We start from the raw sequence: 25,270 nt of genomic DNA, 5'->3' as shown, positions 1-25,270 counted from the left end.
ATTAGAGAAAATACGCTCTTGTTATACAGTAATTTAAATGAATCACTTAAGAACTTGACGAATTATCATAAATAGTATGGGAAGATAATAGGTTCAAAAGTAGGACTAAGTGATAGTTTTACTTTTGCTCCTAAGGACAACATTTTTTGACTTGTTATATTTATCTGGAAATTTTCTGATTGGACTAAATATCTGTAATGAGATCCAAGAAATCTTTGTTGAATAACTTTTCCCTCAATACCTGAACCATCAATTTTTATTTTGATTTGTTCAGGCCTAACCAATAAATAACTTTTGCTATCTGATGATATTTTAGGGTAAGGATGATAGCCAAAGAGCGATTGATAACCACCTTCTTCTTTATATTGGCACGGTAGATAGTTAGTTTCACCAAGAAAGTTTGCTATAAAAGGGCTATTAGGTTGTTGATATAGTTGGCTTGGTGTACCTATTTGGCAGATGACGCCTTTATCCATAATGGCTAATTTATCAGCAAATAAAAACGCTTCTTCTTTACTGTGAGTAACAAAAATCGCAGGAATATGCTGTTGTTTCAAAATGATACGAATTTCTTCAATCATTTGGCGACGCACTTGGCTATCAATGTTTGAGAAAGGTTCATCAAGTAATAGTAATTTAGGGCAGCAAGCTAAGGCTCTAGCAATAGCAACACGTTGCTGTTGTCCGCCAGAAAGCTCGTGTGGATAACGTTTTTCTAACCCTTGCAGATGTACAAGTGAGGTCATTTTTTGCAGTATTTTTTGTTGCTCTGGTGATGGCTTTTGGTGCAAACCAAAGAGAATGTTTTCGCTAACGGTTAAATGTGGAAAAAGAGCATAGTCCTGAAAAATCAGTCCAATTTCACGTTGATTGGCTTCAAGATGACCAATCTCTTTCCCTTGTAAATAAATTTTGCCCGAATGAAGGGGGATTAGTCCTGCAATCCCTTTGAGCAAAGTTGTCTTCCCACAACCGCTCGCCCCAAGTAGGCAGATAATATCGTCATTTTCAATACTTAAATTTAGATTTTGTAATATGTTTTGTTGCTGATAAGAGCAAGTCAAATTAGTAATCGTTAAGGTATTCATTATCACAGGCTTCTCGTTGATTTCAGTAAGGATCGGGTCAAAATTAATACGGGGACGATGCCAACTAAGATCAGTACCAACGCGGGCAGTGCTGCACGTTCTAGTTGTTCGTCAGAAGTAAAGGTAAAAACGTACGTTGCTAGCGTATCAAAATTGAAAGGCCGTAATAAAAGTGAGGCATTAAGCTCTTTCATACTTTCAATAAATACTAATAATAAGGCAGTGAAAATGCCTTTTCTCATTAATGGGAAATGAATTTTTTGCCAAATGGCTAAGGGTTTATGCCCGAGTATTTTGCCCGCCATATCTAATGAGGGTGGGATTTGATTGAGGCTAGTTTCGAGGCTTCCTAATGCCATTGCGGAAAAGCGAATAAGGTAGGCGGCGACTAAAGCAAAAATCGATCCTGAAAAAAACAAGCCGACAGGGGAAAGCCCGAACCATTTTACGAGGCTGTTTACTTGGTGATCGGCAAAGGTGAATGGAATGAGTAAACCGATGGCTAAAACTGTTCCCGGAATGGCATAACCGAGCGCAGAGAGTTTCAGACTTTGTGTGGTGAGTTTATTTGGATAAAAGCGTGCAAGGAAGTGTTGTAGTAGAGCGATAAGCACACAAAATACCATTGCTAATCCTGAAACGAGCAGACTATTTTTGCTGTATTGCCAGAAATATTCATTCCACGTTTGATCAAAATACAGTATTGACCAATAAATTAGTTGAAATAGAGGAATAAAAAATGCAAAAGTAATTAAAACAAGACAAAAAATAAGCAATAGTTTAGCTGAAAATGTTAAGGGGCTTGTACTTGCCGTGCCTTGACCACTACGTTGATAATAACGTTGTTGGCGACGAGCGTAGCGTTCAAGGCTTATAAAAAGTAGTAATAAGCCGAGCATAAAGAGTGAAATTTGTGCCGCTGCGTGCAAATCACCAAAGCCGAGCCAAGTATCATAGATTGCGGTAGTCAGCGAGGGAATGGCGAAAAAAGCGACTGTACCAAAATCCCCTAGGGTTTCCATTGCCACTAAGGCACAGCCTACGGCGATAGCTGGGCGGATTAACGGTAGTGTAATTTTATAGAGGATACGCCATTGATTGGCTCCCAGTAATTTTGCACTTTGTTGTAAGTGTTCTCCTTGTTCCATTAATGCCATTCGGGTGAGCAAAAAAATGTAAGGGTAGAGCGACAAGGCAAGGATAAAGCACGCGCCGCCAAGGCTACGAATGTTGGGAAACCAGTAATCTTGTTTACTTTGCCAATCAAACACATTTCGTAAGGTTTGTTGCACGATACCGGGATAATCAAGAAAATCAGTGTAAAGATAAGCGGATAAATAGGCTGGAATAGCCAGCGGTAAACAGAGTAACCATTGTAAAAGGGTTCTACCTGAAAAATGGTAACGGGAAACCAAAAAAGCACAAGGTAAGGCAAAACACGCACTGAGCAAGGTTGTGCCAAGCACTAAAAACAATGAGTTAATGAGATAATCGGTGAACACCGTTTCCCATAAATGTTGCATACTTTGCAACGAACCGCTCAAGGCGGAAGCCAATAAGGCGAAGATTGGCAAAAGAAAGAAACTTGCCAAGCTACAGGCGAATAAAAGGGCAGTCAGTTTAGAATACGTTTTTTTATTATCTAACATTGTCTAGGTGATAAAAAGATAGCCTATTTAAAGGATCAGCAATAGGCTATCATAAATTTGTATTATTAGAAAATTAGAGATCAAATTTCACTTCATCAATGAGTTTGAGGGCATTTTCATAATTTTCCGCGATTTTTTCGAGCGGTAAATTATCTTGCTTAAACTCACCCCACGATTGTACGAGTTTTGATTTCTCGACAGAAGGTTTTACAGGGTATTCGTGGTTTAGCTCCGCATAAAGATGCTGTGCTTTATCGCCACTCAAAAACTCCACTAATTTTACCGCATTGTCTTTATTTGGAGCATATTTCGCGATCACCACGCCACTAATATTCATATGTGTGCCGACAGTTTGTTGGTCTGGATAGTTGATATAAGCCGCTTCCGCCCAGCTTTTTTGTTTTTCATCTTCAAGCATTTTGCCGTAATAATAGCTATTGCCTAAAGAATAATCACAAACGCCCTCTTTAATCGCTTTCACTTGATCGCGGTCGCCACCTTGTGGTTTTTGGGCGAGGTTCGCTTTTAATCCTGTTAAAAAGGCTTTGGCTTTTTCTACGCCATCGTGTGCGATCATTGAAGCCACTAACGACACGTTATAAGAATGCTTTCCTGAACGCACACACACTTTGCCTTTCAACTCAGGTTTAGCTAAATCGTAGTAAGTGAAACTTGCAGGAAGTTTGCCAACACGATCTTTTGAAGAATACACCACGCGCGCACGGCTGGTTAATGCAAACCATTTGCCTTGGCTATCGCGGAATTGTGCGGGAATGTTGCTATCTAACACCTTGGATTGAATAGGCTGAGCTAGCCCTGCATTAACAATTTCCATCACACGGCTAATATCTACGGTTAATAATACATCAGCAGGGCTAAGTTCGCCCTCTCTTTTTACACGCTCAACAAGCCCTTTATCGGCATAAATAAAGTTTACTTTTATGCCACTTTCTTGTTCAAATTGTTTTAAAATCGGTTCAATTAGATAAGGTTGTCGGTAAGAATATACATTTACTTCATTTGCAGCGAAGGCAGAAGTGGCAAAGGTCGTGAGACAAGCAATAGCGGATAATATTTTTTTCATTTGGATACTCCATAGTTAGTTTACATTTTCCAGCCGTTTAATTTTTACAACACATAGGCTATAAATAGTATTCATAATACGATAGGCAAAAGTAGTGCATATTATTAATTAAACGACCATCTTTATTCGTAGTGCTATTCATACCGCTATCCCGCTTCAGATTTGACTAAAATATTTTTCAGCGTGATTTGAAAAGCAAGATTGATTGTACCTAAAATCACAAATAAGTAAATGAAAATTATTCTCATAAATATAAAAATTAACAAATTAATTCACTATTATTTCTATAGCAACGCTTTGATAAAATTATTGTCACTCAGACGAGTTGGCTAATTTGGTGTTAGATTTTTTGTAGTATCAGTAGCAACATTTTTAAATATGTTGTCAGAGAGGTTTGTTAAGCGTGAAATATTAGAGAAAGTAGGGCTATTTCAATATTGCTATTTTGGTGGGAATGTAGGGCTAATCTAAAATAGCCCTATTTAGTTATACTATGATTTTTTATGTTTTGCCTCTTCATCTAATTGAGCTAGCCAATCCAATTTTTGTTTAATTTTGATCTCCATTCCACGCTCATTTGGAAAATATAAGCGTGTTCCTTTTAGAGGCTCTGGAAAATAATTTTCATCAGCGGCATAAGCATTTGGCTCATCATGGGCATAACGGTAATTTTTACCTATGCCCATATTTTTCATCAGAGTTGTTGGTGCATTACGCAAATGTAAAGGCACATCAAAATCAGGATATTGTGTTGCTAGTTGCTTTGCCTTTTTGAAAGCAAGATACACTGCATTACTTTTCGGTGCTGTGGCTAAATAAACAATAGCTTGAGCGATGGCTCGTTCACCTTCCGCTGCACCGACACGTGTGAAACAATCCCACGCATTCAATGCAACCTCCATTGCTTTTGGATCAGCATTGCCGATATCTTCTGAAGCAATCGCTAATAAGCGGCGAGCAACATAAAGTGGATCACCGCCGGCAGTGATAATTCGAGCATACCAGTAAAGTGCAGCATCAGGAGCAGAGCCACGGACAGATTTATGCAATGCTGAAATCAGGTCATAATAACGGTCGCCTTGTTTATCAAAACGTGCTTGTCTTTCTCCTAACGTATCAACTAATAATTGCTTTGTTAGCACTTTTCCTTTTTGGGGAGTTTCCTCTGCCATATCAACCATTAACTCCAAGCAGTTTAATGCCAAACGAGCATCACCATTTACATATTCTGCCAGCATTTCTAACAAACCATCTTCAAGAGTAATGACTTGATTGCCATAACCGAACTGATTATCCTGTAAAGCTCGTTGCAACACTTCAGTAATCTCATCAATATTAAGAGATTTTAAAAGATAGACTCTAGCGCGTGAAAGTAACGCACTATTTAATTCAAAAGAGGGGTTTTCTGTGGTTGCTCCGATAAAGATAATAGTGCCGTCTTCAATATAAGGTAAAAAGGCATCTTGCTGAGATTTATTAAAGCGGTGAACTTCATCTACAAATAATAATGTTTGCTGACCGATAAATTGGTTCTGTTTAGCACGCTCTATTGCTTCTCGGATTTCTTTCACGCCACTGGTAACGGCAGAAAGATATTCTACTTTTGCATTTAAGCGATGGGCAATAATTTCAGCCAGTGTCGTTTTGCCGGTACCGGGCGGCCCCCAAAAAATCATAGAGTGAATATTGCCGCTTTCAATTGCTTTGCGTAGCGGCTTTCCTTTACCGACCAGATGACTTTGACCAAAATAATTATCCAATGAGGTTGGACGCATCCTTGCAGCTAAGGGGCGAAAATCATCACCGGAAAAATTTAAATCAAGCGTTTCCATTTAGCACCTATAACAATCACTATTTTTTGCGTTGATCATCCAATTCCGCACCTTTTGGCAAGGTAAACTTAAAGGTTGAGTCGGGTAAAACCGAAGTATTAATGTTGCGTAAAATATATAAATTCGCCTGACCGTCTTTTTCGATAGTGCTAAAGCTATTTAATAATCCGTTGGCATTAATCCGAATAGTAAATTGTTTGATATTGCTCTTTTTATCAACCGGTGTAAGTGTAAACACATCCTGTTTTTGTGTGACTTGATAACTTGCCCAATGGTGTTGATCATCACTGGTTAATAACACGAACGGCGTATTATTTACCGCTTCACTTACCCAGTTGGCTGTTGCTTGCTCAACAAAAGGATCGTAATACCATAAGGTTTTGCCGTCTGAAACCATTTCACTCTCTTGTGGCGAGCTAATCTCCATTTTAAATAAATTCGGATGCTTAATTTGTAAAGTGCCTTCACCTTGCTGAACCACTTTGCCTTCCGCATCGGAAACACGTTGCTGGAACTGACTGCTCAGTGAATTGATTTGTGATAAACGCTGTTGTAATTCAGATTTTGCATCAGCAAAAGCGGTAGTGCTGCAAAGTAAGCCGCATAAAACACAAAATGTCAGTAATTTTTTCATTGATGTCTCCTTAATAATTATTTTTTGGTGCCAGGATTTCACGTTTACCATTAACCGGCGAAGATAAAATGCCCTGTTGTTCCATTTGATCGAGGATACGCGCGGCACGAGGAAAACCTAAACCCAGACGACGCTGTAAAAATGAAGCGGAAGTGTTGCCTGTGCTTAACACCACATCGACTGCTTCATCAAATTTTTCATCAAGCTCATTATTGCCACCTTCACCGTTGTTATTTTGTTCCTCTTCACTGTTTTCGACAATTTCATCTAAATAATTCGGTTTGCCTCGGGCGCGCCAGTCATTGGCAACACGAGCGACTTCATCATCGGTCATATAAGCACCGTGAACACGAATTAAATCGCCTTGACCGGAATAGAGCATATCACCTTTTCCTAATAACGCTTCTGCACCGGATTGATCCAAAATAGTGCGTGAGTCAATTTTACTGGCAACGGTAAATGCGATACGACTTGGAATATTGGCTTTAATCAAGCCGGTGATGACGTCCACTGAAGGACGTTGTGTTGCTAAAATTAAGTGAATACCGATAGCACGCGCCTTTTGTGCCAAGCGCGCGATTAATTCTTCTACCTGTTTTCCGACAATCATCATTAAATCGGCAAATTCATCGACAATCACCACAATATAAGGTAGTTTTTCCAGCGCCGGTGGCATTGCATCCATAGTATCGCCCGGTCGCCAAATCGGATTTGGAATCGGTAATTGCATTTCAGCCGCTTGATCAATTTTATGATTAAATCCTTCAATATTGCGGACGTGCAGCGCGGTAAGCAATTGGTAGCGACGTTCCATTTCATCAACACACCAACGCAATGCATTTGCCGCTTTGTTCATATCAGTCACCACATTGGTAAGCAAATGTGGAATATCGTTGTACATAGAGAGCTCAACCTGTTTCGGATCGATCATAATAAATTTCACCTCTTCCGGTTGGACTTTGAATAATAAACTTAAAATCATTGCATTTACACCAACGGATTTGCCTGAACCGGTTGCTCCTGCTACCAATAAATGTGGCATTTTAGCCAAATCTACTACGACCGCTTTGCCGCTGATATCTTTACCAAGCACCATTGATAGAGGCGATTTTGCTTGTTGGAACTCAGCACTGCTCAACACATCGCGCAGTAATACATTTTGGCGGTGCATATTTGGAGTTTCAATACCGATATAAGGTTTGCCGGGAATGACTTCTGCAATACGAATCGAACGGAACATTAATGCACGCGCTAAGTCGGTATCTATACTAGTCACTTTTGATGCTTTAGTTCCTGGTTGTAATTCAATTTCATAACGAGTAACGACCGGTCCGATAGTTACATTACGCACAGCAGCTTTTACACCAAAATTACGTAGTTGCTGTTCAATGCGTCTAGATGTTTCTTGAATTTCTGCTTGGGTAACTTCTGTTTTTAATGGTTGCCCAGGATTTAATAAGTCTAAGCTTGGCAATGGGGTTGTCGGTTTAACGGTTGAAATCGGATCTGGTTGAAGCAACGGATGAATTAATGTGCCGTTATAAGGCTTATAATTCGGTGTTGTCGTTGAGGGCTTAGCTTCTGCTTTAGAATGGGCATATTGTTGCTCTTTCATTTGTTGTTGCGCTAAAAATTGTTCACGTAAATGTGTAAGTTCTTCATCATCGTCCTCATAATCGTCTTCGTCTTGAGCAGGCGCGATCGCATCAACATTCATCGTATTATTAGGCGACAATGAAATTTCCTGTTTTGGCGCAGAAACAGCGGTTTTCGCCTCTGTTAACCTAGTGTCATTCGCTGTAACAACAGATGTTGGTGAAGGTGAAGGTATTGAAATGGAAACTTTCGGCAATTCCGGCTGTTCTTCAATATCCATCATTGGAAAATCAAAATTGGCAATGCTATCTTCTTGTGCTTGTGCTTGTGCTTGTGCTTGTGCTTGTGCTTGTGCTTGTGCTTGTGCTTGTGCTTGTGCTTGTGCTGTTTCTAATGTATGTGGCGCGCTATTTTGCCACTCTTGTTGTGCAAAAGAAGTTGCTGTTTCAATTTCTGTTGTTGGCTCATCTTGTTGCGGAGTTAAACCGAAAATAGTTGGATTAACTAACTGTTGTTCGTCTTGAGGTTGGAAATAAGGTGATGACGTTTCTTCATTGGCTTGTTGTTCTGTACGGTTAGCATTAGCGATCGGCAAAACAATCTGTTCATAATCCGCTAATGATTTTTCTGTTGAGGTTGTATCAGCGTTATCTTCAATTTTTTGTTGTTCATCTGTTGCCATCAACCAGTGGTAAAAACGTAGCAATACTTTAATAAAATCATTGCCGGCAGAAAGTACAAACCCTAAAGCAGTGGTCAATAATGCAATAAGTGAAAGCAGTAGTGTGCCGGTTGTTTTAGCAATAAACTGAACAATAACGGTGCCGATGACGCCACCGGCTAAATGGTTGCTGCTATTAGGTAAATAGAGTGCCGCTAAAGTTGAGATGCTGCATAAAAAAAGTAAAAAACCGATGAAATGAAGGAAAAAAGTACGCCATTTCATTTCTGTAATCGGATGATAACGTAATAGAAAAATAGGGACTAAAAAACAGACAAAAGGCAAAATATTGGCAATCCGACCAAATAAGGCAAATAGAACATCAATTATCCAAGCACCGAAAGCACCTGCCTTGTTATAGACTGCCGTCTGGTTACTGGCGACAGTCCACGCATTATCCATTGGATGATAAGATGCCCACGCCACAAGTAAATATAACCCAAAAAACGTTAATAAAATAAGCCCAAGGTTAAAAAGGTAAAGATTGGAGCGTAAATACTCTTTCTTAATTTCTACCTGTTTAAAATGGGATAAAGGAAGCTGATTCAGTTTGATATTTTTGAGTTTATTAATCATTGTTTTCAATAAAATACGAATACTAAAATTGAGCTGCTATGATAGCAACTCAAGGGGGGTTAGACAAACAGGATTAGTGTATCGTTAACGTAAGTTATTTATTAAATGTAATAGTTCTTTATCTGATAAGATCTTAGTTATTGCGTTAGTAATTAATTCTTTAGCCAGTTCTCGTGCCGTATGAGCCTCTCTTTTACGAATTGCTTCAAATAACTCCCCATGCAGTTGTACCGCGATAGATGAGTCTGTTAGTTTTTGTTCTAAAGTTTGATTGTATGATATCGACATTGCTGTTGATAGCATTGCATCTAATGAGGATAGAAAGGGGTTCCTACAAGAATTGACGATAGAAGAATGAAAAATTTTATCTCCTTTTATAAAAAGTTCGCGATTATTTTCTTGGATACTCTGTTTCATAAATAGATATCCTTGTTCAATCTTCACTAGATCTTCTGCTGTTGAAGTAAGTGCAGAGATAGCACAGATATTAGGTTCAAAAATTAATCGAGTAATTAATAAATGTTGTAATAAAACAGGGCTAATATCTTCTAATGAAAAAAATGTCAAAATTTCCGGATCAAGCCAATTCCAGTATTCTATTTTATTTATAATACTTCCTTTTTTAGGAATGATTGAAATTACTCCTTTATTAGCAATGGTTTGTAATGCTGTTCTGACAGATGTGCGGGAAACGTTGAATTCAGTTGCAATTTCAATTTCTCCTGGGAGTAACTCTCCCTCTTTAAAATCTCCATTGAATATTTTAAGAATTATATTCTTCATTATATGGTCTGATTTCAACATATGTTTTCACTCTCAATTCTTTAATGTTAATCCACGTTAGTTAATTATACCTTTTCATCAAAAATTGTAATGAAAAAAAAGAGAAAATTATTGATCAAAAATGGGATCTTTATCACAGAAAAATGTTTATTTTTTGATTATTATCTTGTAATACAAGAAAATGTTATTTGGTGGGTTATGATTGCGATTGATTGGGGAACAACAAATTTTAGAGCATATTATCTTAGTATGAATAAAGATAATAAGATGTTGGAAAACAATAATAAAGGGGTGAAGTTTATTGAGGGCGATAAGTTTGAAGATGTTATTCTAGATCTTTTTAAACAGCATTGTTTCTTGTATGACTTGGATAAGAAATTTGTTGGTATGTCAGGAATGATAGGGTCAAAAAATGGATGGATTGAAGTTCCATATCTATATGGATCGGTAAATTTAGAAGATATTAAAAAATCGTTATATTCGTTTACTTTATCTAATGGTATTCCAGCTTTTATTGTGCCTGGGATAGCTATGATAAATAAATATGGCGTTTTTGATGTAATGCGGGGAGAGGAAACTCAATTACTGGGTTTATATAAAATGGTAAAAGGTGACGATTTATCTGTAATTTTACCCGGCACACATAGTAAGCATGCATCTATCCAGTTTGGAAAATTAGTGGATTTTTGTACGTTAATGACCGGAGAATTATTTTCATTACTTGATCAGTACAGCATCTTAACTAAAGGAATGCCTAGTTTTTATAATGATGAGTCTGCTTTTCTTAAAGGGGTAGAAATTGGTAATGAAATACCTCTTTCCAATGCACTTTTTTCAACCAGAACACTATTTCTAAATCAGCAAATATCATCGAACCAAGTAAGAAGTTATTTATCTGGCATCATCATCGGTAATGAAATTCGATTATTACCGAAAGATTTAAATCATTATGTTGTCGGTAGTGAAAATATTGTGAAACGTTATACCAATGCTTTGAAATACTTGGGTTATCGGCATCAAGTGGTTGATGGCGAACATTGTTTTTTAGCAGGCATAGAATCTATGGTAAGCGATTAAGGAATAAATATGAGTATAAACAATCTATCTGATAAATGTCCTCTTGTGGCTATTTTAAGAGGAATAAGAATGGAAGAGGCAGAAAAATATGTGTCTCATCTAATTGAGCTTGGTTATTACTTTATTGAAGTACCTTTGAATAGTCCAAATGCGTTAAAAACGATTAAGTTATTACAACAGAAATTTTCAGATCAGTGTTGTATTGGTGCAGGAACGGTAACAAATGTTTCTTTATTAAATCAAGTATTAGAGATAGGTGTAAAGTTGATAGTAACGCCTAATGTAGATCCTGAAGTCATTAAATTAGCTAAGGCTTCTGGATGTAGTATTTTTGTTGGCATTATGACGCCTACTGAGGCATTTTTAGCTATTAATTCAGGCGCAACAATGCTCAAAATTTTTCCAGCTGAATTGGTTGGTACAAAAGGGTTTCAAGCGATGTTAAGTGTTTTACCTAAAAATGTTAGTTGTTTTCCAGTTGGAGGAATTAAGGCGGATAAAGAACAAATGCAAAGTTATATAACACTTGGAGCTAAAGGTTTTGGGTTAGGTAATGCACTTTATCGTGCAGGAATGCCGATAGATGAATTTATAGAAAATGCCAAAAAATTTAAACAAGTTTGGAGTGAGTTGCAAATTTAATTTGGAGTAGAAAATGAAAATTATTGGTTATGAAACTTTTATTGTTCCGCCAAGATGGGGATTTTTAAAAATTATTACAGATGAAGGAATTGTGGGTTGGGGAGAGCCTTGTTTAGAAGGGCGAACTCATACGGTTCATACCTGTGTCGATGAGTTAATGGAATATTTAATCGGAAAAGATCCAAGAGATATTGAAGATCATTGGAATGTGCTTTATCGATCTTCTTTTTATCGAGGTGGACCGATTATGATGAGTGCATTAGCCGGCATCGATCAAGCTTTATGGGATATTAAGGGTAAAGCTTTAAATACGCCTGTTTATCAATTATTGGGGGGTAAATGTCGAGATCGTATAAGAGTTTATTCTTGGATTGGTGGAGATAGACCAGACGATGTTGCAAGAATGGCAAAAGAGCGTCAAGAAGCAGGATTTACAGCTATTAAGATGAATGGTACTGAGGAGCTTAATTTTATTGATGATTATTCAAAAGTAGATTCAGTATTAGCACGAGTACAGGCTATTAGAGATGTTGTCGGTAAAGATTTTGGAATAGGTATAGATTTTCATGGGCGAGTACATAAAGCAATGGCAAAAATCTTATTAAAAGAATTGGCTGTATTTAATCCAATGTTTGTCGAAGAGCCTGTGTTAGCAGAACATTTTGATGCAATACATGAAATTGCTAGATATGGGGCTATTCCAATAGCAACCGGCGAGAGAATGTTTTCACGATGGGAGTTTAAACATCTATTACAAAGAGGTGGTGTTGATATTTTACAACCGGATGTTTCTCATTGTGGAGGAATTTCTGAATTAAGGAAGATTGCTACTATGGCAGAAGCTTATGATGTAGCAATAGCCCCTCATTGCCCACTAGGGCCTATTGCATTAGCTTCCTCACTGCACATTGATACAGTCTGTTTAAATGCAGTTATTCAAGAACAGAGTATTGGTATTCATTATAACCAAGAAAATGATGTTTTAGATTATATGAACAATAAGGAGGTCTATGACTTTAAAGATGGTTACTGTGAAATATTAACAGAAGCTGGATTAGGTATTGATATAAATGAATCTTTTATGAAGCTTCAAAATGGCAAAGATGTTCATTGGCATAACCCTATCTGGCGAAATAAAGATGGTTCTTTTGCCGAATGGTAAGAAAACACGATTAATTAATCTATTAAGAGGAACATCAAAATGAAACTACTCAAAAGTGTATTAGCTTGTTCTTTATTAGCGTTTTCTGCAACTGTATTTTCTGCGGAATATGATTGGAACTTTCAATCGTCTGATCAACCTGGAGATGATGCTTTTAAATATCAACAGCAGTGGGCAAAGGATGTGGAACAATTATCTAATGGCCGTATACATATTAATGTTTTGGGAGCAGGATCAGTTGTTGAACACAACCAAACATTAGACTCTATTGGTATGAATATCTTACAAGGGGATTTTACTGATCCATCTTATTTTTCAGGAAAAGATCCTGCTTTTGCTCTATACGGTAATCTAATTGGTGCTTGGAGTAATCCAAAAGATTTAATTGATTTTATGTATAACGGTGGTGGGTTTAATGTAGCTAATGAATTACTAAATAAATATGGGGTACAACTATTAGCAATAAGTACAGTAGGTGGTGAGTCGTTAGTTTCTAAGAAACCTATTCATAATATTAAAGAATTACAGGGGGTAAAAGTTCGAGCTCCGGAAGGGTTAGTGCAGGCTTTATTCAAAAATTTAGGAGCAGCACCTGTAAATTTGCCAGGATCTGAAGTTTATACTTCTTTAGAGAAAGGTGTGATTGATGCATCAGATTATTCTATTTTTGCACGTAATCAGGCTAATGGAATGAATGATATTGCTAAATATCCTATTTATCCAGGTTGGCATTCAATGCCAGTTAATCAGGTTACATTGAATAAAAAAATTTATGATGGTTTGCCACCGGATTTAAAAGATATATTGGCAAAAGCAAGTAAACAATACGCGGAAGGTTTTTTAGCTATGCATCAAAAATTGGATGAAGAAGCTATTAAAAATAAAAAAGCGGATATTACTATTATTTCGTGGTCACCGGAAGAAGTCTCTAAAGTTCGTGAAACTGCAACTAAATTATGGCCTGAATGGGCAGATAAATCACCTATGTCTAAGAAATATTATGATGTAGTTATGAAATATTTAAAAGATAAAGGAATGATTCAATAAGTCAGAATTAGGCCAAGCTATAAAGATTTATTATTGTTAATAGCTTGGCTATATTTCTATTAAATAGGAGGTGAGTATGGATAAGATAAAGCAGCCTCAAATAGAGGAAAAACTGACGTTTTTTGATAAAGTCATTGAATCAATTGGTCATAAGTTATCGTGGGGATATTTAATTATTGTTGTTATTTCATTTTATGAAATTATTTCCAGATATGTATTTAATTCTCCAACCGATTGGGTTCATGAAACTAGTATTGCATTAGCAGGATTTTTAATGGTGTATGCTGGGTTATTTTCTTATGGAAGAAATAAACATATCCGAGTTCCCATTCTACTTAATTACGTTTCTGATAAGTGGAGAAATCGATTAGAAATATTTAGCAGTATTATAACGTTAATTTTTTTAGGGTTATTGGCTTATTCTAGTTATTTTGTTGCTCGTAGTGCAGCACTATCTCCAAATGGTGAAGTCACGTTAGAACGATCAGGATCAGCTTGGAATCCACCTATCCCTGGGCTATTAAAGGTTGCTATTTTCGCTTTATTTTGTCTGTTTTTTATTCAGGTTGTTTGGAAGTTAAAACAACGTTTAACTGATAGATATAGATGAGGAGATTTATTATGTTTGGTCTTAGTAGCTTAGGTATTGATCTTGTTACATTAATTTTATTTTTAGCAATGTGTTTTCTATTAGTAACAGGAGTGCCATTAGCATTTCTAACGGGATTGATTGCAACTCTTCTTGCTGTGGGATGGTTCTCTCCAGATGTATTGCCAATGGTGGTTAATCGTGTTTATGGTTTTATGACGAGTTATTCTCTGCTTGCAGTGCCTATGTTTGTGTTAATGGCTTCCTTATTAGATAAAACTGGAATAGCTAAGGATCTTTATAATGCAATGTGGCTTACTACCAGAAAATTTAGAACAGGCGTTGCCCTACAAACTGTTCTTATTGGTGTTTTTTTAGCGACTATGTCAGGAATTATTGGAGGTGAAACCGTATTATTAGGACTGTTGGCTTTACCCCAGATGTTAAGACTTGGATATGATAAGAAATTAGCAATTGGTACTGTTGTCTCTTCAGGTGCTTTGGGAACGATGGTTCCACCAAGTATTGTATTAATTATTTATGGTTTAGTTGCATCAGTTTCGATTGGAGATTTATTTACAGCAAGTTTTATCCCTGCATTTTTGTTAGCTTTTATGTATATTTCTTATATTGTGATTAGAGGGCGTATAAATCCTAAATTATTACCGGCTATTCCTGAAGAAGAACGTAACGCTCCTATTTCAAAAGAAGAGAGAAAAAGGGCTCGTATTAATATTGCATTACCAGCAATGATTGCATTAATTGTGTTAGGAAGTATTTATGGTGGAATAGCTTCTGTTACTGAAGCGGCAGCTGTTGGTGTGATTGCGGTTATGGCAGTTTCTTTATATAGAAAAGAGCTTAATTTTAAAGTGATGAAGGAAGCTTCTTATACCACGATGCAGACTTGTGGAATGATAATGTGGATAGGTATTGGTGCTTATATTTTGGTTGGTATTTATAATTTAGTAGGAGGAAATCGTTTTGTAGAGTCTATGCTTGTAAGTTCGGGATTACCGCCTATTGGTATTATACTGATTATGATGATAATACTATTTATATTAGGTCTTTTCCTTGATTGGATTGGAATTGCAATGTTGACAATGCCTATTTTCGTTCCTATTGTACAAAATCTTGGATATGACCCTATTTGGTTCGGCGTATTATTCTGTGTAAATATGCAAGTTTCTTTTTTATCCCCACCATTTGGACCAGCAGCATTTTATTTGCATAGCGTCGCCCCGAAAGGCATTGAGCTTGTTGATATTTTTAAATCTGTATTACCATTTATTGCTCTACAAATTGTATTACTGGCATTATTGATTATTTTTCCTGATATTGTTTTGTTTACGGTTAAATAAATGTGAATAGAGGGATAACTAAGAAGTATCCCTCTTTTTTTACTCTAATTTATTAAAATGGCTGTGATAAACACCAAAGTCTTATTTAAGAAATAGAAAATAAGAAAGGAAAAATCCCCTTAGCTGTTAAACTAAAGGGATAAATTCATTTAAGCAATAAATAATTGGTTTGTTTTACTTCTTCCATCACAACATAAGTACGAGTATCGTTTACACCCGGTAAACGCAACAGAGTCGTGCCTAATAGTTTTCGGTATGCAGCCATATCTGCAACACGCGTTTTCAGTAAATAATCAAAATCACCAGAAACTAAATGACACTCTTGGATTTCTTCTAGCTCTTGCACCGCTCGATTAAACTCTTCAAAAACATCCGGTTTACCGCGAACCAAAGTAATTTCTACAATAACTAACAAAGGAGAATCCAATAATTCAGGGTTGAGCAAAGCGCGATAACCCATAATCACATTTTGTTTTTCTAATCGTTTTACTCGCTCTAGACAAGGAGTTGGTGATAAACCGACCCGTTTTGAAAGTTCGATATTGGAAATTTTACCGTTATGCTGCAATTCATTAAGAATTTTCATATCGATAGCATCGAGTGATTTCATTATCTTCTTTTGACGCATTTTAAGAAAGCCTTTATCAACTTGAATGGCGTTATTATAGCGGATATTCAATAAAACATCAGCCGTAAAATAAACGGCTGATGTAAAAGATTAAGTTAAGAAATTTTTATTATGGTAAGAGTGATTCTTGATCAGCTCCTTCTTTTTCCACTTTAGGTGGTAACATATGCTCACGTTTCAAGCCAAAGTTTAAAGCAAGCGCAACTGCAATATAAATTGAAGAATAAGTACCGAAACCTATACCAATTAATAATGCTAAAGAGAAACTGTGAATAGTTGGACCACCGAATAACAATAAGGAGATCACTACAATTAATGTGGTGATAGATGTCATCAATGTTCTTGATAAGGTTTGACTAAGTGAAATATCTATAATTTCTACAGTAGAGGCACGGCGAATTTTACGGAAATTTTCTCGTACACGGTCAAATACTACGATACTATCGTTCAAGGAATAACCAATAACAGAAAGAATTGCTGCGACAAAGGTTAAATCTATCTCAACTTGTAACATTGCGAAGAAACCTAAAGTAACGATTACATCGTGTGCTAAAGAGAGAATCGCACCTAAAGCTAAACGCCATTCAAAACGCAAACCGACATATAACAATAACATTGCTAAAGTGATTAAGGTGGCGTAAATTGCGGAAGTGGTTAGTTCTTCACCGACATTTGGACCAACGAACTCAATACTGCGAATTGACACTTCTTTATCAATATTGTTACTCAAAATAGTTTTGATATGCGTACCGATATTTGGATCATTTACGGATGCAGGCACACGAACCATCACATCACGCACCCCACCTGATGCTTGTACAACAGCATTATCCAAGCCGTTCTGAGCTAAAATAGAACGGATCTTCGGCAAATCGGCAGGTTGTGAGAATGAAGTATCAATCACTGTCCCACCGGTGAAATCTAAGCCCCAGTTAAAACCTTTAGTAATAATAAAAAATAATGAAATTGCTACCACAATAATTGATAGGGCATAGCCTACCATACGATAGCGCATAAAATGGATTAGCTTATATGGTAGCTTAATATCATTAAGAGCTTCAATTTGGTTATCTATAGTATTTTTCATAAGTAACTCTTCTCCTAGATCGATAATTTACTAATTCGTTTTCCACCATAGAGGAAATTCACCACCGCACGAGTACCGGTAATAGCAGTAAACATCGAAATAGCAACACCAAGAGATAATGTAATCGCAAAGCCTTTTACTGGCCCACTACCTGCTGCATAAAGAATCACGGCAGTCAAAATAGTAGTCAAGTTGGCATCGAAGATACTGGAGAATGCACCGTTGTAGCCTTCATTAATTGCCTGTTGTACTGAGCGACCGTTACGCAACTCTTCTTTAATACGCTCAAAAATCAACACGTTGGCATCAACAGACATCCCGACTGAAAGCACAATCCCTGCAATACCAGGCATAGACAAAGTTGCTCCAGGTATTAATGACATTAAACCGACAAGAATAACGATGTTAGCAAGCAATGCCAAATTGGCGATCAAACCGAATTTACGATAATAAAGCGCCATAAAGAGTACAACAATGAGTAATCCCCAAAAGCTTGCTTTCATACCCTGTTCGATATTTTGTGCTCCAAGAGAAGGACCGATAGTCCGCTCTTCGACAATTTGAATTGGGGCAATTAATGCACCTGAACGTAATAACACAGAAAGGTTTTGCGCTTCAGCAGGGGAGTTAATACCTGTAATGCGGAAAGTATTACCTAAACGAGATTGAATGGTAGCAACATTAATAACCTCTTCGTGTTTAGTTAAAATAGCCTTACCGTTTTCATCCTTTTTACCACTGTCTTTATATTCGCTATAGACAGTTGCCATTGGTTTGCCGATTGCGGTTTTAGTGGCTTCTGACATCATATTTCCGCCTTCGCTATCTAAAGAGATATTAACTTGAGGACGACCATATTCATCGTTACCAGAATTTGCATCAGTAATATGCTCACCACCCAAAATAGTTTTACGATAAACAACGACTGGCGTGCCGTTACGGTCGTGTTGTAATTCAGAGTCAGATGGCACCATTCCATTTTCAGCAGCTGCAAGATTGGCGGTTTGATTGACCATACGGAATTCCAATGTAGCAGTTGCACCTAAAATTTCTTTAGCACGAGCTGTATCTTGTACACCCGGTAATTCAACTACGATACGATCTGCACCTTGTTGCTGTACGACTGGTTCCGCAACACCAAGTTCATTAACACGTTTACGTAAAATAGTGATATTTTGTTCAACAGCACTCTTTCTTAAACGAGTTAGTTCATTTTCTGAAAGGGTTAATGTAACATTTTGCCCATCGCTGACCACGTCCCAATTAGCGTGTTTACGCTTTAAGACACGCACCACATCACTTGGTGAAATATTATCGGCAAGTGTGATAACGGTGGAGTAATTTTCACCGGATTGGATTGCTTTATAGACAAATTTTTCCTTACGCAACTCAGTACGGAGAGAATCCTGTAATTGTTCCTGCTGTTTAGCTAATACTGATTTTAGGTCGACTTCCATTAAGAAACGTACACCACCACGTAAATCTAATCCTAATTTCATTGGACCAGCACCGATATCGGTCAGCCAAGCTGGGGTTGCTGGAGCAAGATTTAAGGCAACGGAATAGTTGTTACCTAGTTTTTCTAAAATTTTATCTTTAGCGAGAAGCTGTTCATCAGTACTGGTAAATTTTGCCAAAATAGAGCCATTTTCTAAGGCGATAGATTTAATAGGAAGTTGATTTTGTTCAAGAACCTGACGAACATCGGATAAAGTTTGTTCGGTAGCAAGTTGACCGCGAGTTCCTGAAATTTGAACGGCTGGGTCTTCACCGTAAAGATTTGGAAGTGCATATAAGATACCAATGACGACAACGAATATCACCATCAGATTCTTCCATAAAGGGAAACGATTTAACACAATAAAAACCTTTGTAAATTGTTTAACACACAGGGCAATCAAACGGCTGTTGATTGCCCCGGTAACCTAAACTACGCTTTAACGGCGAGTATTCTAACCTTGTCTAAAAGGTAAATTAAAGTGATTTGATAGAACCTTTCGGCAGAACGGCTACAATAAAATCTTTTTTGATAGTAACTTCGTTAGTGTCGTTAAGGGCGATAACAATATAGTCGCTCTCAGCTGATACTTTAGTGATTTTTCCTAATAAACCGCCACTGGTTAACACTTCTTCACCTTTTGCTAGCGAAGACATCAATTCACGATGTTGTTTATTACGTTTAGATTGCGGACGGAAAATCATAAAGTAGAAAATAAGACCAAAAATGACTAATAAAAAGATCATTTGCAAGCCGCCACCCTGTTGTGCAGCAGCATCGGCTGCGTATGCTGTAGAGATAATACCCATATTGTTTTTTCCTTAATAACAAAATAAAAGTTGAGTGTTTTATGCCGGTTTTGGCAAAACAGTGCCTAAAAATAGCATGTTTCAATTCACAGAACAACAGATAAAGCATTGAACTATGAATTGTCTTGATTTGGAAGGGCTATTACTCTTCCGAAAAATACATCCTACCGCTGTGAATAGTAGAGTTTTAATCGTTTCGGTGTTTTTAATAAAACAGCGAATCTGTGAAAAATTCGTTATTATTCCTTACCAAAAAACGATTAATTGGCTTGATAATGCCCAACACCGAGTTCATCCTCTTTGCGTGTACGTTGTATTACTGCTTGTGGAGAGTGTTGTACTCGAAGATCCATATCATTTTCAGTGCGTACTACTTCACCACGTAAAGAATTGGTATAAACATCAGTGATTTTTACATCAACGAATTTGCCAATCATATCTGGTGAGCCGACAAAATTAACAATACGATTATTTTCGGTACGACCTGTTAACTCCATAATGTCTTTTTTGGACGGACCTTCCACCAAAATACGTTGTTCAGTGCCTAACATACGGCGGCTGAATTGTGATGCTTGTTGATTAATGCGTTCTTGTAACAGATATAAACGTTGTTTTTTTTCCTCTTCGCTAACATCATCCGGCATATCTGCTGCCGGGGTGCCGGGACGGGCAGAGTAGATAAAACTGAAACTCATATCAAAATTGACTTGCGCAATTAAATTCATGGTTTGTTCAAAATCTTGTGCGGTTTCTCCAGGGAAGCCAACAATAAAATCGGAACTGATTTGAATATCAGGACGAGCTTCACGTAGTTTACGGATAATCGCTTTATATTCCAATGCGGTGTGATTACGTTTCATCATAGATAAAACACGGTCGGAACCGCTTTGCACTGGTAAATGTAGGAAGCTAACTAGTTCCGGAGTATCGCGATAGACATCAATAATATCATCAGTAAATTCTATCGGATGAGAAGTAGTAAAACGTAAACGATCAATACCATCAATTGCAGCAACTAAACGTAATAATTCGGCAAATGAGCAAATCTCACCATCGTGGGTCGGACCTCGGTAAGCATTTACATTTTGACCTAACAAATTGACTTCTCGAACCCCCTGTTCTGCCAATTGTGCAATTTCAAATAACACATCATCGACAGGGCGGCTTACTTCTTCGCCACGTGTATAAGGTACAACGCAGAATGAACAATATTTATTACAACCTTCCATAATGGAAACAAATGCTGTTGGACCTTCGGCTCTAGGCTCTGGTAAGCGATCAAATTTTTCAATTTCTGGGAAACTGACATCGACCACAGAGCTTTTACCTCCACGAATTTGATTAACCATTTCCGGTAGGCGATGCAAAGTTTGTGGGCCGAAAATAATATCAACATAAGGAGCACGATCACGAATATGTTCACCTTCCTGTGAGGCGACACAACCGCCAACACCGATAATCAGATTAGGATTTTGTTTTTTCAAATCTTTCCAACGTCCTAATTGGTGGAATACTTTTTCTTGTGCCTTTTCACGGATTGAACAGGTATTTAATAACAAAATATCTGCTTCTTCCGCATTTTCTGTCAACTCTAAACCGTGAGTATTGTTTAATAAGTCTGCCATTTTAGCTGAGTCATACTCATTCATTTGGCAGCCCCAAGTTTTAATGTGTAGTTTTTGTGTCATTCTATTTCAATTGAAAGTTAATGGATGATTTAAATTGGATAAGTGTGATACTGACTTATCCGCGATAAAATAGTGCTATCTGAATATAGCGGCATAAAAGTTGGCGGCTATTCTACCGATTTATCTGCATAATCTCTAGCACTTCATTGGGGTATGTTAATGATTTTCTTTTAGGCAACTTCAGCTTTTGTGAGTAAAATAAGGGAAAAAAGAAGAAAAGGGTACAAAAATGTGTGAACAGGCAAAACATTATGATTTTATTATTATTGGCGGAGGAATGGTCGGTGCTGCTTGTGCTGCTGGACTAGCTAGATTAGGGTTGAAAATATTCGTGCTAGAACGTTTACCTTTACCTCATTTTTCCACTGATTGTGAATATGATTTACGTATTTCCGCTATTAGTCAAGGATCAGTTAAATTATTGGAGAATTTAAATGCGTGGCAATATATCGCAGATCGTCGAGTTTGCCCTTATAGCGAATTAAGTACTTGGGAGATAGAAGGTTTTTCTACCACGTTTAGTGCTAAAGAGGTTGATTTACCGCAACTTGGCTTTATGGTGGAAAATCTCTTGATTCAAGAGGGATTGTGGCAACAGTTCCAACAATTACCGAATGTTGATTTTGCCGTGAATTGTGAGGTCAGTGTACAACAGTATCAGCAGAATATATGGCATCTTATTTTAGACAATGGAGAACGGATTTGTAGTCCATATATTATCGCTGCTGATGGAGCAACCTCTCAATGGCGTACAATTGCTGGTATTGGCGTTACAGGTTGGCGTTATCAACAGGATTGTATGTTAATGTTAGCGGATACGGAAGCCGAACAGCAGTCAATGACGTGGCAACAATTCTATCCAAGTGGTCCTCGCGCTTTATTGCCATTATTGGGTAAACAGGTCTGTTTGGTTTGGTATGATATGCCTGAAAGGATTGATTTTTTGAAAAAATTATCAGCAGAAAAATTAACAGCAGAAGTTGAGCAATATTTTCCAGCAAGATTAGGCAAAATTACGGTTAAAAAGTGGGGTTCATTCGCCTTAACTCGCCGTCATGCACAGCAGTATTATAAAAATGGTGTGATTTTAGTCGGTGATGCGGCACACAGTATTCATCCTTTAGCTGGACAGGGAGTAAATCTTGGTTTTAAGGATGTGAAAGCATTATTGGAAAATGTTGAGTGGGTACTAAAACAGGATGTCGGTTTAACGAAAGATAACTTTTTGCAACGCTATCAACAGCAACGTTATAAAGATAATCTGTTAATGCAATCAACAATGGATGTTTTTTATAAAACATTTCGTTCTCCATTACTGCCGGTTAAGGTAGCACGTAATATTGCATTATTGGTTTCTGAGCGAGCTGGTTTTATTAAGCGTCAGGCTTTGCGTTATGCTCTAGGCTTATAAACGAAAGTGAGAAAATTGAGCTTGCTTATTGCAACTACAGCGGAAATTTTATAGAATCAGCACCGTTTTTTGTCAATAAATTGATGAACAACCTAAGTTTCTGTATTTTGCAGATGGATAAGTTAACTTAATAGAGGAATAAGATTATTAAAACCGTAAAAAAAGCACCAGCAGCTAATCGTCCGAATCGTATTAATGAAGAAATTCGTGTGAAGGAAGTCCGTTTGATCGACCAAGATGGTGAGCAAGCGGGGATTGTATCTATCCAACAGGCATTAGAGTTGGCTGAGCAGGCCGATTTGGATCTTGTCGAAATCAGTCCTAATGCTGAACCTCCGGTTTGCCGTATTATGAATTACGGTAAATTCCTTTATGAAAAGAGCAAAACTGCAAAAGAGCAGAAAAAGAAACAGAAAGTTGTTCAGGTAAAAGAAGTTAAGTTCCGTCCTGGAACTGACGAAGGCGATTATCAGGTAAAACTACGCAGCCTGATTCGCTTTTTGGAAGATGGGGATAAAACTAAAATCACACTACGTTTTCGTGGTCGTGAATTGGCACATCAGCAGATTGGCATCGAAATGTTGGATCGTATCAAAGCAGATTTGGCAGAATTAGCTGTAGTTGAATCTGAACCATCTAAGATTGAAGGTCGTCAAATGGTGATGGTGCTTGCCCCGAAAAAGAAATAGTCAGTGCAGTTCAAGTAGTGAGAAGTAAAGGTGTTTTGCGTCTTTGCTTTTTATTCGCCTGATTATTAGTGATTAATCGTAAACAATGCGGAGTTATTAAACAATGCCTAAAATTAAAACAGTACGTGGTGCTGCTAAACGTTTCAAAAAAACTGGAACTGGCGGTTTTAAACGTAAACAATCTCATCTTCGTCATATTTTGACTAAGAAATCAACTAAACGTAAACGCCATTTACGTCATAAATCAATGGTTGCGAAAGCAGACCAAGTTTTAGTCGTAGCTTGTTTACCATACGCATAACCCACAGGTTAGCGAACGTTTCGTTATTTTTTAAGTACAAATAGACAAAGGAGATTCCTATGGCCCGTGTAAAACGTGGTGTAATTGCAAGAGCTCGTCATAAGAAAATTCTTAAGGCGGCTAAAGGTTATTATGGTGCACGTTCTCGTGTATATCGTGTTGCTTTCCAAGCAGTAATTAAAGCTGGTCAATATGCTTACCGTGACCGCCGTCAGCGTAAACGTCAATTCCGTCAATTATGGATTGCTCGTATCAATGCGGCAGCTCGTCAAAACGGTTTGTCATACAGTCGTTTTATTAACGGTTTGAAAAAAGCTTCTGTGGAAATCGATCGTAAAATTCTTGCTGATATCGCAGTATTCGATAAAGTAGCTTTCGCAGCTTTAGTTGAAAAAGCAAAATCAGCACTTTAATAAACAGATTTCGTTTATTTTAGGTTTAGAAAGGATAGTGATTTAAAAAACACTATCCTTTTTTATTAATTTTCAAATAAAGGGAGTTCAAATATGAAATTAAAATTAGTAACAGTGCTATTCGTGCTTGGTTTGGCACAGGCTTGCAGTGTAAATGCGGCACAATCTACTAATAACAGTAATGATGGTGCTGCCGTAAATACTAATGATTTTTCCGTACAATTTGCTAAAGGGGAAAATTTCGCCGAATTAAAAGGTACAATTAAAGGCTATGATGTAGATCGCTATAGCTTTTATGCAAAACAAGGTCAGCTTCTTACTTTAGAAACAATCGATAATGACCGACAAATTCAATTTTCACTTAACCACGCTAAAGCGACAGCTAATTTATCAGCTATTTATCAAGTGTTGCCGTATTCAGGTAAATATACATTGACTGTATATCAAACTCGTAATGATGCTCGTAAACAGCCGAATGTGAAACGTGTTTATAATGTGAAACTGAAGATTATTAATGTAGAACAGAAAAATATCAAAGGAATCAATGATATAGTTTATCGTTGTGATAACGGTAAAGATCTTAAAATCAGTTATCAACAAGATCAGATAAACGTTTTTTGGCAAGGTAAAATGGAATTATTAAAATGGGATAAACAGCTAAGCCAAGGTGATCATTTTGTTTTTGCTAATCAATATTATATGTTAAGTGTTGAAGCGTTGAATACTCAAAATTGGCAGCAGAGCAAAGTTAATTCTTGGTTGCAATTAGGTAAAACGGCTTCCCAAGATAATGTCTTATTACAAGAGTGTGTAGCGAAATAAATGCACTATTTGTGTTTACAGCAAATTTAACCTGTTATATTCGATAGAATGGTTACTGGTATTACTGATAATAGCGTTGTAAT

Annotated in this window: 23 protein-coding genes; 11 read left to right on the top strand and 12 right to left on the bottom strand. The window is 37.2% G+C overall.

What is annotated here, in order from left to right:
- Positions 1 to 65: 65 nt before the first annotated feature.
- The 7 genes from JP36_RS07690 to JP36_RS07660 form a co-directional block, all read right to left on the bottom strand.
- Positions 66 to 1,088: an ABC transporter ATP-binding protein gene (locus tag JP36_RS07690; RefSeq protein ID WP_039173627.1), complete on the bottom strand. Its 1,023-nt coding sequence runs from the start codon at positions 1,086 to 1,088 to the stop codon at positions 66 to 68.
- Between the two features lie 2 nt (positions 1,089 to 1,090).
- Positions 1,091 to 2,737, bottom strand: coding sequence for an ABC transporter permease (locus JP36_RS07685; RefSeq protein WP_039173625.1), 1,647 nt, complete (start codon positions 2,735 to 2,737; stop codon positions 1,091 to 1,093).
- A 73-nt stretch (positions 2,738 to 2,810) separates the two neighbouring features.
- Positions 2,811 to 3,821: a Fe(3+) ABC transporter substrate-binding protein gene (locus tag JP36_RS07680; protein ID WP_013745285.1), complete on the bottom strand. Its 1,011-nt coding sequence runs from the start codon at positions 3,819 to 3,821 to the stop codon at positions 2,811 to 2,813.
- A 491-nt stretch (positions 3,822 to 4,312) separates the two neighbouring features.
- Entirely contained in the window at positions 4,313 to 5,653 is a 1,341-nt protein-coding gene (locus JP36_RS07675) for a replication-associated recombination protein A (protein ID WP_039173624.1), read from the bottom strand.
- 19 nt (positions 5,654 to 5,672) lie between these two features.
- Entirely contained in the window at positions 5,673 to 6,287 is a 615-nt protein-coding gene (gene lolA / locus JP36_RS07670) for an outer membrane lipoprotein chaperone LolA (protein WP_039084215.1), read from the bottom strand.
- A 10-nt stretch (positions 6,288 to 6,297) separates the two neighbouring features.
- On the bottom strand, positions 6,298 to 9,180 hold the full coding sequence (locus JP36_RS11910) for a DNA translocase FtsK (protein WP_081964357.1): 2,883 nt from the start codon (positions 9,178 to 9,180) through the stop codon (positions 6,298 to 6,300).
- A gap of 84 nt (positions 9,181 to 9,264) precedes the next feature.
- Positions 9,265 to 9,984, bottom strand: coding sequence for a FadR/GntR family transcriptional regulator (locus JP36_RS07660; RefSeq protein WP_081964356.1), 720 nt, complete (start codon positions 9,982 to 9,984; stop codon positions 9,265 to 9,267).
- Between the two features lie 69 nt (positions 9,985 to 10,053).
- Here JP36_RS07660 and JP36_RS07655 point away from each other — a divergent pair, with 69 nt between their 5' ends.
- The 6 genes from JP36_RS07655 (at position 10,054) to JP36_RS07630 (ending at position 15,841) form a co-directional block, all read left to right on the top strand.
- Positions 10,054 to 11,040: a 2-dehydro-3-deoxygalactonokinase gene (locus JP36_RS07655; RefSeq protein WP_081964355.1), complete on the top strand. Its 987-nt coding sequence runs from the start codon at positions 10,054 to 10,056 to the stop codon at positions 11,038 to 11,040.
- A gap of 9 nt (positions 11,041 to 11,049) precedes the next feature.
- Entirely contained in the window at positions 11,050 to 11,682 is a 633-nt protein-coding gene (locus JP36_RS07650) for a 2-dehydro-3-deoxy-6-phosphogalactonate aldolase (RefSeq protein WP_039173623.1), read from the top strand.
- 13 nt (positions 11,683 to 11,695) lie between these two features.
- The gene (gene dgoD, locus JP36_RS07645; RefSeq protein ID WP_039173622.1) at positions 11,696 to 12,844 is read left to right on the top strand and encodes a galactonate dehydratase; all 1,149 of its coding nucleotides are present in this window, start codon (positions 11,696 to 11,698) and stop codon (positions 12,842 to 12,844) included.
- Positions 12,845 to 12,883: 39 nt separating this feature from the next.
- Positions 12,884 to 13,891, top strand: coding sequence for a TRAP transporter substrate-binding protein (locus JP36_RS07640; RefSeq protein WP_039173620.1), 1,008 nt, complete (start codon positions 12,884 to 12,886; stop codon positions 13,889 to 13,891).
- 76 nt (positions 13,892 to 13,967) lie between these two features.
- Positions 13,968 to 14,501 carry a TRAP transporter small permease subunit gene (locus JP36_RS07635; protein ID WP_052119467.1) on the top strand — a complete coding sequence of 178 codons (534 nt, stop codon included), beginning with the start codon at positions 13,968 to 13,970 and terminating at the stop codon, positions 14,499 to 14,501.
- An 11-nt stretch (positions 14,502 to 14,512) separates the two neighbouring features.
- The gene (locus JP36_RS07630) at positions 14,513 to 15,841 is read left to right on the top strand and encodes a TRAP transporter large permease (RefSeq protein ID WP_039173619.1); all 1,329 of its coding nucleotides are present in this window, start codon (positions 14,513 to 14,515) and stop codon (positions 15,839 to 15,841) included.
- 145 nt (positions 15,842 to 15,986) lie between these two features.
- Here JP36_RS07630 and lrp read toward each other — a convergent pair whose 3' ends face one another.
- The 5 genes from lrp to miaB all read right to left on the bottom strand — a co-directional run bounded on the left by lrp (position 15,987) and on the right by miaB (position 21,551).
- Positions 15,987 to 16,469 (bottom strand): leucine-responsive transcriptional regulator Lrp, encoded by a 483-nt coding sequence (lrp, locus tag JP36_RS07625; RefSeq protein WP_039173617.1) that lies wholly within the window; start codon positions 16,467 to 16,469, stop codon positions 15,987 to 15,989.
- Between the two features lie 109 nt (positions 16,470 to 16,578).
- Positions 16,579 to 17,556 carry a protein translocase subunit SecF gene (gene secF / locus JP36_RS07620; protein ID WP_039173615.1) on the bottom strand — a complete coding sequence of 326 codons (978 nt, stop codon included), beginning with the start codon at positions 17,554 to 17,556 and terminating at the stop codon, positions 16,579 to 16,581.
- 14 nt (positions 17,557 to 17,570) lie between these two features.
- Positions 17,571 to 19,415 (bottom strand): protein translocase subunit SecD, encoded by a 1,845-nt coding sequence (secD, locus tag JP36_RS07615; RefSeq protein ID WP_081964354.1) that lies wholly within the window; start codon positions 19,413 to 19,415, stop codon positions 17,571 to 17,573.
- A 115-nt stretch (positions 19,416 to 19,530) separates the two neighbouring features.
- Positions 19,531 to 19,863 (bottom strand): preprotein translocase subunit YajC, encoded by a 333-nt coding sequence (gene yajC, locus JP36_RS07610; protein WP_013745272.1) that lies wholly within the window; start codon positions 19,861 to 19,863, stop codon positions 19,531 to 19,533.
- Between the two features lie 260 nt (positions 19,864 to 20,123).
- On the bottom strand, positions 20,124 to 21,551 hold the full coding sequence (gene miaB, locus JP36_RS07605) for a tRNA (N6-isopentenyl adenosine(37)-C2)-methylthiotransferase MiaB (RefSeq protein WP_039173613.1): 1,428 nt from the start codon (positions 21,549 to 21,551) through the stop codon (positions 20,124 to 20,126).
- 229 nt (positions 21,552 to 21,780) lie between these two features.
- Here miaB and JP36_RS07600 point away from each other — a divergent pair, with 229 nt between their 5' ends.
- The 5 genes from JP36_RS07600 to JP36_RS07580 all read left to right on the top strand — a co-directional run bounded on the left by JP36_RS07600 (position 21,781) and on the right by JP36_RS07580 (position 25,187).
- Positions 21,781 to 22,962 carry an FAD-dependent monooxygenase gene (locus JP36_RS07600; RefSeq protein ID WP_039173612.1) on the top strand — a complete coding sequence of 394 codons (1,182 nt, stop codon included), beginning with the start codon at positions 21,781 to 21,783 and terminating at the stop codon, positions 22,960 to 22,962.
- A gap of 146 nt (positions 22,963 to 23,108) precedes the next feature.
- The gene (infC, locus tag JP36_RS07595; RefSeq protein ID WP_080638295.1) at positions 23,109 to 23,651 is read left to right on the top strand and encodes a translation initiation factor IF-3; all 543 of its coding nucleotides are present in this window, start codon (positions 23,109 to 23,111) and stop codon (positions 23,649 to 23,651) included.
- Between the two features lie 103 nt (positions 23,652 to 23,754).
- The gene (gene rpmI / locus JP36_RS07590) at positions 23,755 to 23,952 is read left to right on the top strand and encodes a 50S ribosomal protein L35 (RefSeq protein WP_013745268.1); all 198 of its coding nucleotides are present in this window, start codon (positions 23,755 to 23,757) and stop codon (positions 23,950 to 23,952) included.
- Between the two features lie 59 nt (positions 23,953 to 24,011).
- On the top strand, positions 24,012 to 24,365 hold the full coding sequence (rplT, locus tag JP36_RS07585; RefSeq protein ID WP_013745267.1) for a 50S ribosomal protein L20: 354 nt from the start codon (positions 24,012 to 24,014) through the stop codon (positions 24,363 to 24,365).
- Between the two features lie 93 nt (positions 24,366 to 24,458).
- Positions 24,459 to 25,187, top strand: coding sequence for a DUF7606 domain-containing protein (locus JP36_RS07580; RefSeq protein ID WP_039173610.1), 729 nt, complete (start codon positions 24,459 to 24,461; stop codon positions 25,185 to 25,187).
- Positions 25,188 to 25,270 lie beyond the last annotated feature (83 nt).

Origin of the sequence: Gallibacterium genomosp. 1, from assembly GCF_000771875.1 — a bacterium.
In the GTDB taxonomy this organism is placed as follows: domain Bacteria; phylum Pseudomonadota; class Gammaproteobacteria; order Enterobacterales; family Pasteurellaceae; genus Gallibacterium.
The sequence above is the reverse complement of the archived record's forward strand: the minus strand, read 5'-3'. Positions and strand labels throughout refer to the sequence as shown.

Coding starts and splice junctions, on each gene's coding strand:
- rplT (WP_013745267.1), top strand. CDS start 24,012: ATGGCCCGTGTAAAACGTGGTGTAATTGCAAGAGCTCGTCATAAGAAA.
- JP36_RS07675 (WP_039173624.1), bottom strand. CDS start 5,653: ATGGAAACGCTTGATTTAAATTTTTCCGGTGATGATTTTCGCCCCTTA.
- lrp (WP_039173617.1), bottom strand. CDS start 16,469: ATGCGTCAAAAGAAGATAATGAAATCACTCGATGCTATCGATATGAAA.
- JP36_RS07685 (WP_039173625.1), bottom strand. CDS start 2,737: ATGTTAGATAATAAAAAAACGTATTCTAAACTGACTGCCCTTTTATTC.
- JP36_RS07600 (WP_039173612.1), top strand. CDS start 21,781: ATGTGTGAACAGGCAAAACATTATGATTTTATTATTATTGGCGGAGGA.
- rpmI (WP_013745268.1), top strand. CDS start 23,755: ATGCCTAAAATTAAAACAGTACGTGGTGCTGCTAAACGTTTCAAAAAA.
- JP36_RS07660 (WP_081964356.1), bottom strand. CDS start 9,984: ATGTTGAAATCAGACCATATAATGAAGAATATAATTCTTAAAATATTC.
- JP36_RS07650 (WP_039173623.1), top strand. CDS start 11,050: ATGAGTATAAACAATCTATCTGATAAATGTCCTCTTGTGGCTATTTTA.
- JP36_RS07640 (WP_039173620.1), top strand. CDS start 12,884: ATGAAACTACTCAAAAGTGTATTAGCTTGTTCTTTATTAGCGTTTTCT.
- dgoD (WP_039173622.1), top strand. CDS start 11,696: ATGAAAATTATTGGTTATGAAACTTTTATTGTTCCGCCAAGATGGGGA.
- JP36_RS07635 (WP_052119467.1), top strand. CDS start 13,968: ATGGATAAGATAAAGCAGCCTCAAATAGAGGAAAAACTGACGTTTTTT.
- JP36_RS07690 (WP_039173627.1), bottom strand. CDS start 1,088: ATGAATACCTTAACGATTACTAATTTGACTTGCTCTTATCAGCAACAA.
- JP36_RS07680 (WP_013745285.1), bottom strand. CDS start 3,821: ATGAAAAAAATATTATCCGCTATTGCTTGTCTCACGACCTTTGCCACT.
- yajC (WP_013745272.1), bottom strand. CDS start 19,863: ATGGGTATTATCTCTACAGCATACGCAGCCGATGCTGCTGCACAACAG.
- JP36_RS11910 (WP_081964357.1), bottom strand. CDS start 9,180: ATGATTAATAAACTCAAAAATATCAAACTGAATCAGCTTCCTTTATCC.
- JP36_RS07630 (WP_039173619.1), top strand. CDS start 14,513: ATGTTTGGTCTTAGTAGCTTAGGTATTGATCTTGTTACATTAATTTTA.
- JP36_RS07580 (WP_039173610.1), top strand. CDS start 24,459: ATGAAATTAAAATTAGTAACAGTGCTATTCGTGCTTGGTTTGGCACAG.
- JP36_RS07655 (WP_081964355.1), top strand. CDS start 10,054: ATGAAAAAAAAGAGAAAATTATTGATCAAAAATGGGATCTTTATCACA.
- secF (WP_039173615.1), bottom strand. CDS start 17,556: ATGAAAAATACTATAGATAACCAAATTGAAGCTCTTAATGATATTAAG.
- miaB (WP_039173613.1), bottom strand. CDS start 21,551: ATGACACAAAAACTACACATTAAAACTTGGGGCTGCCAAATGAATGAG.
- lolA (WP_039084215.1), bottom strand. CDS start 6,287: ATGAAAAAATTACTGACATTTTGTGTTTTATGCGGCTTACTTTGCAGC.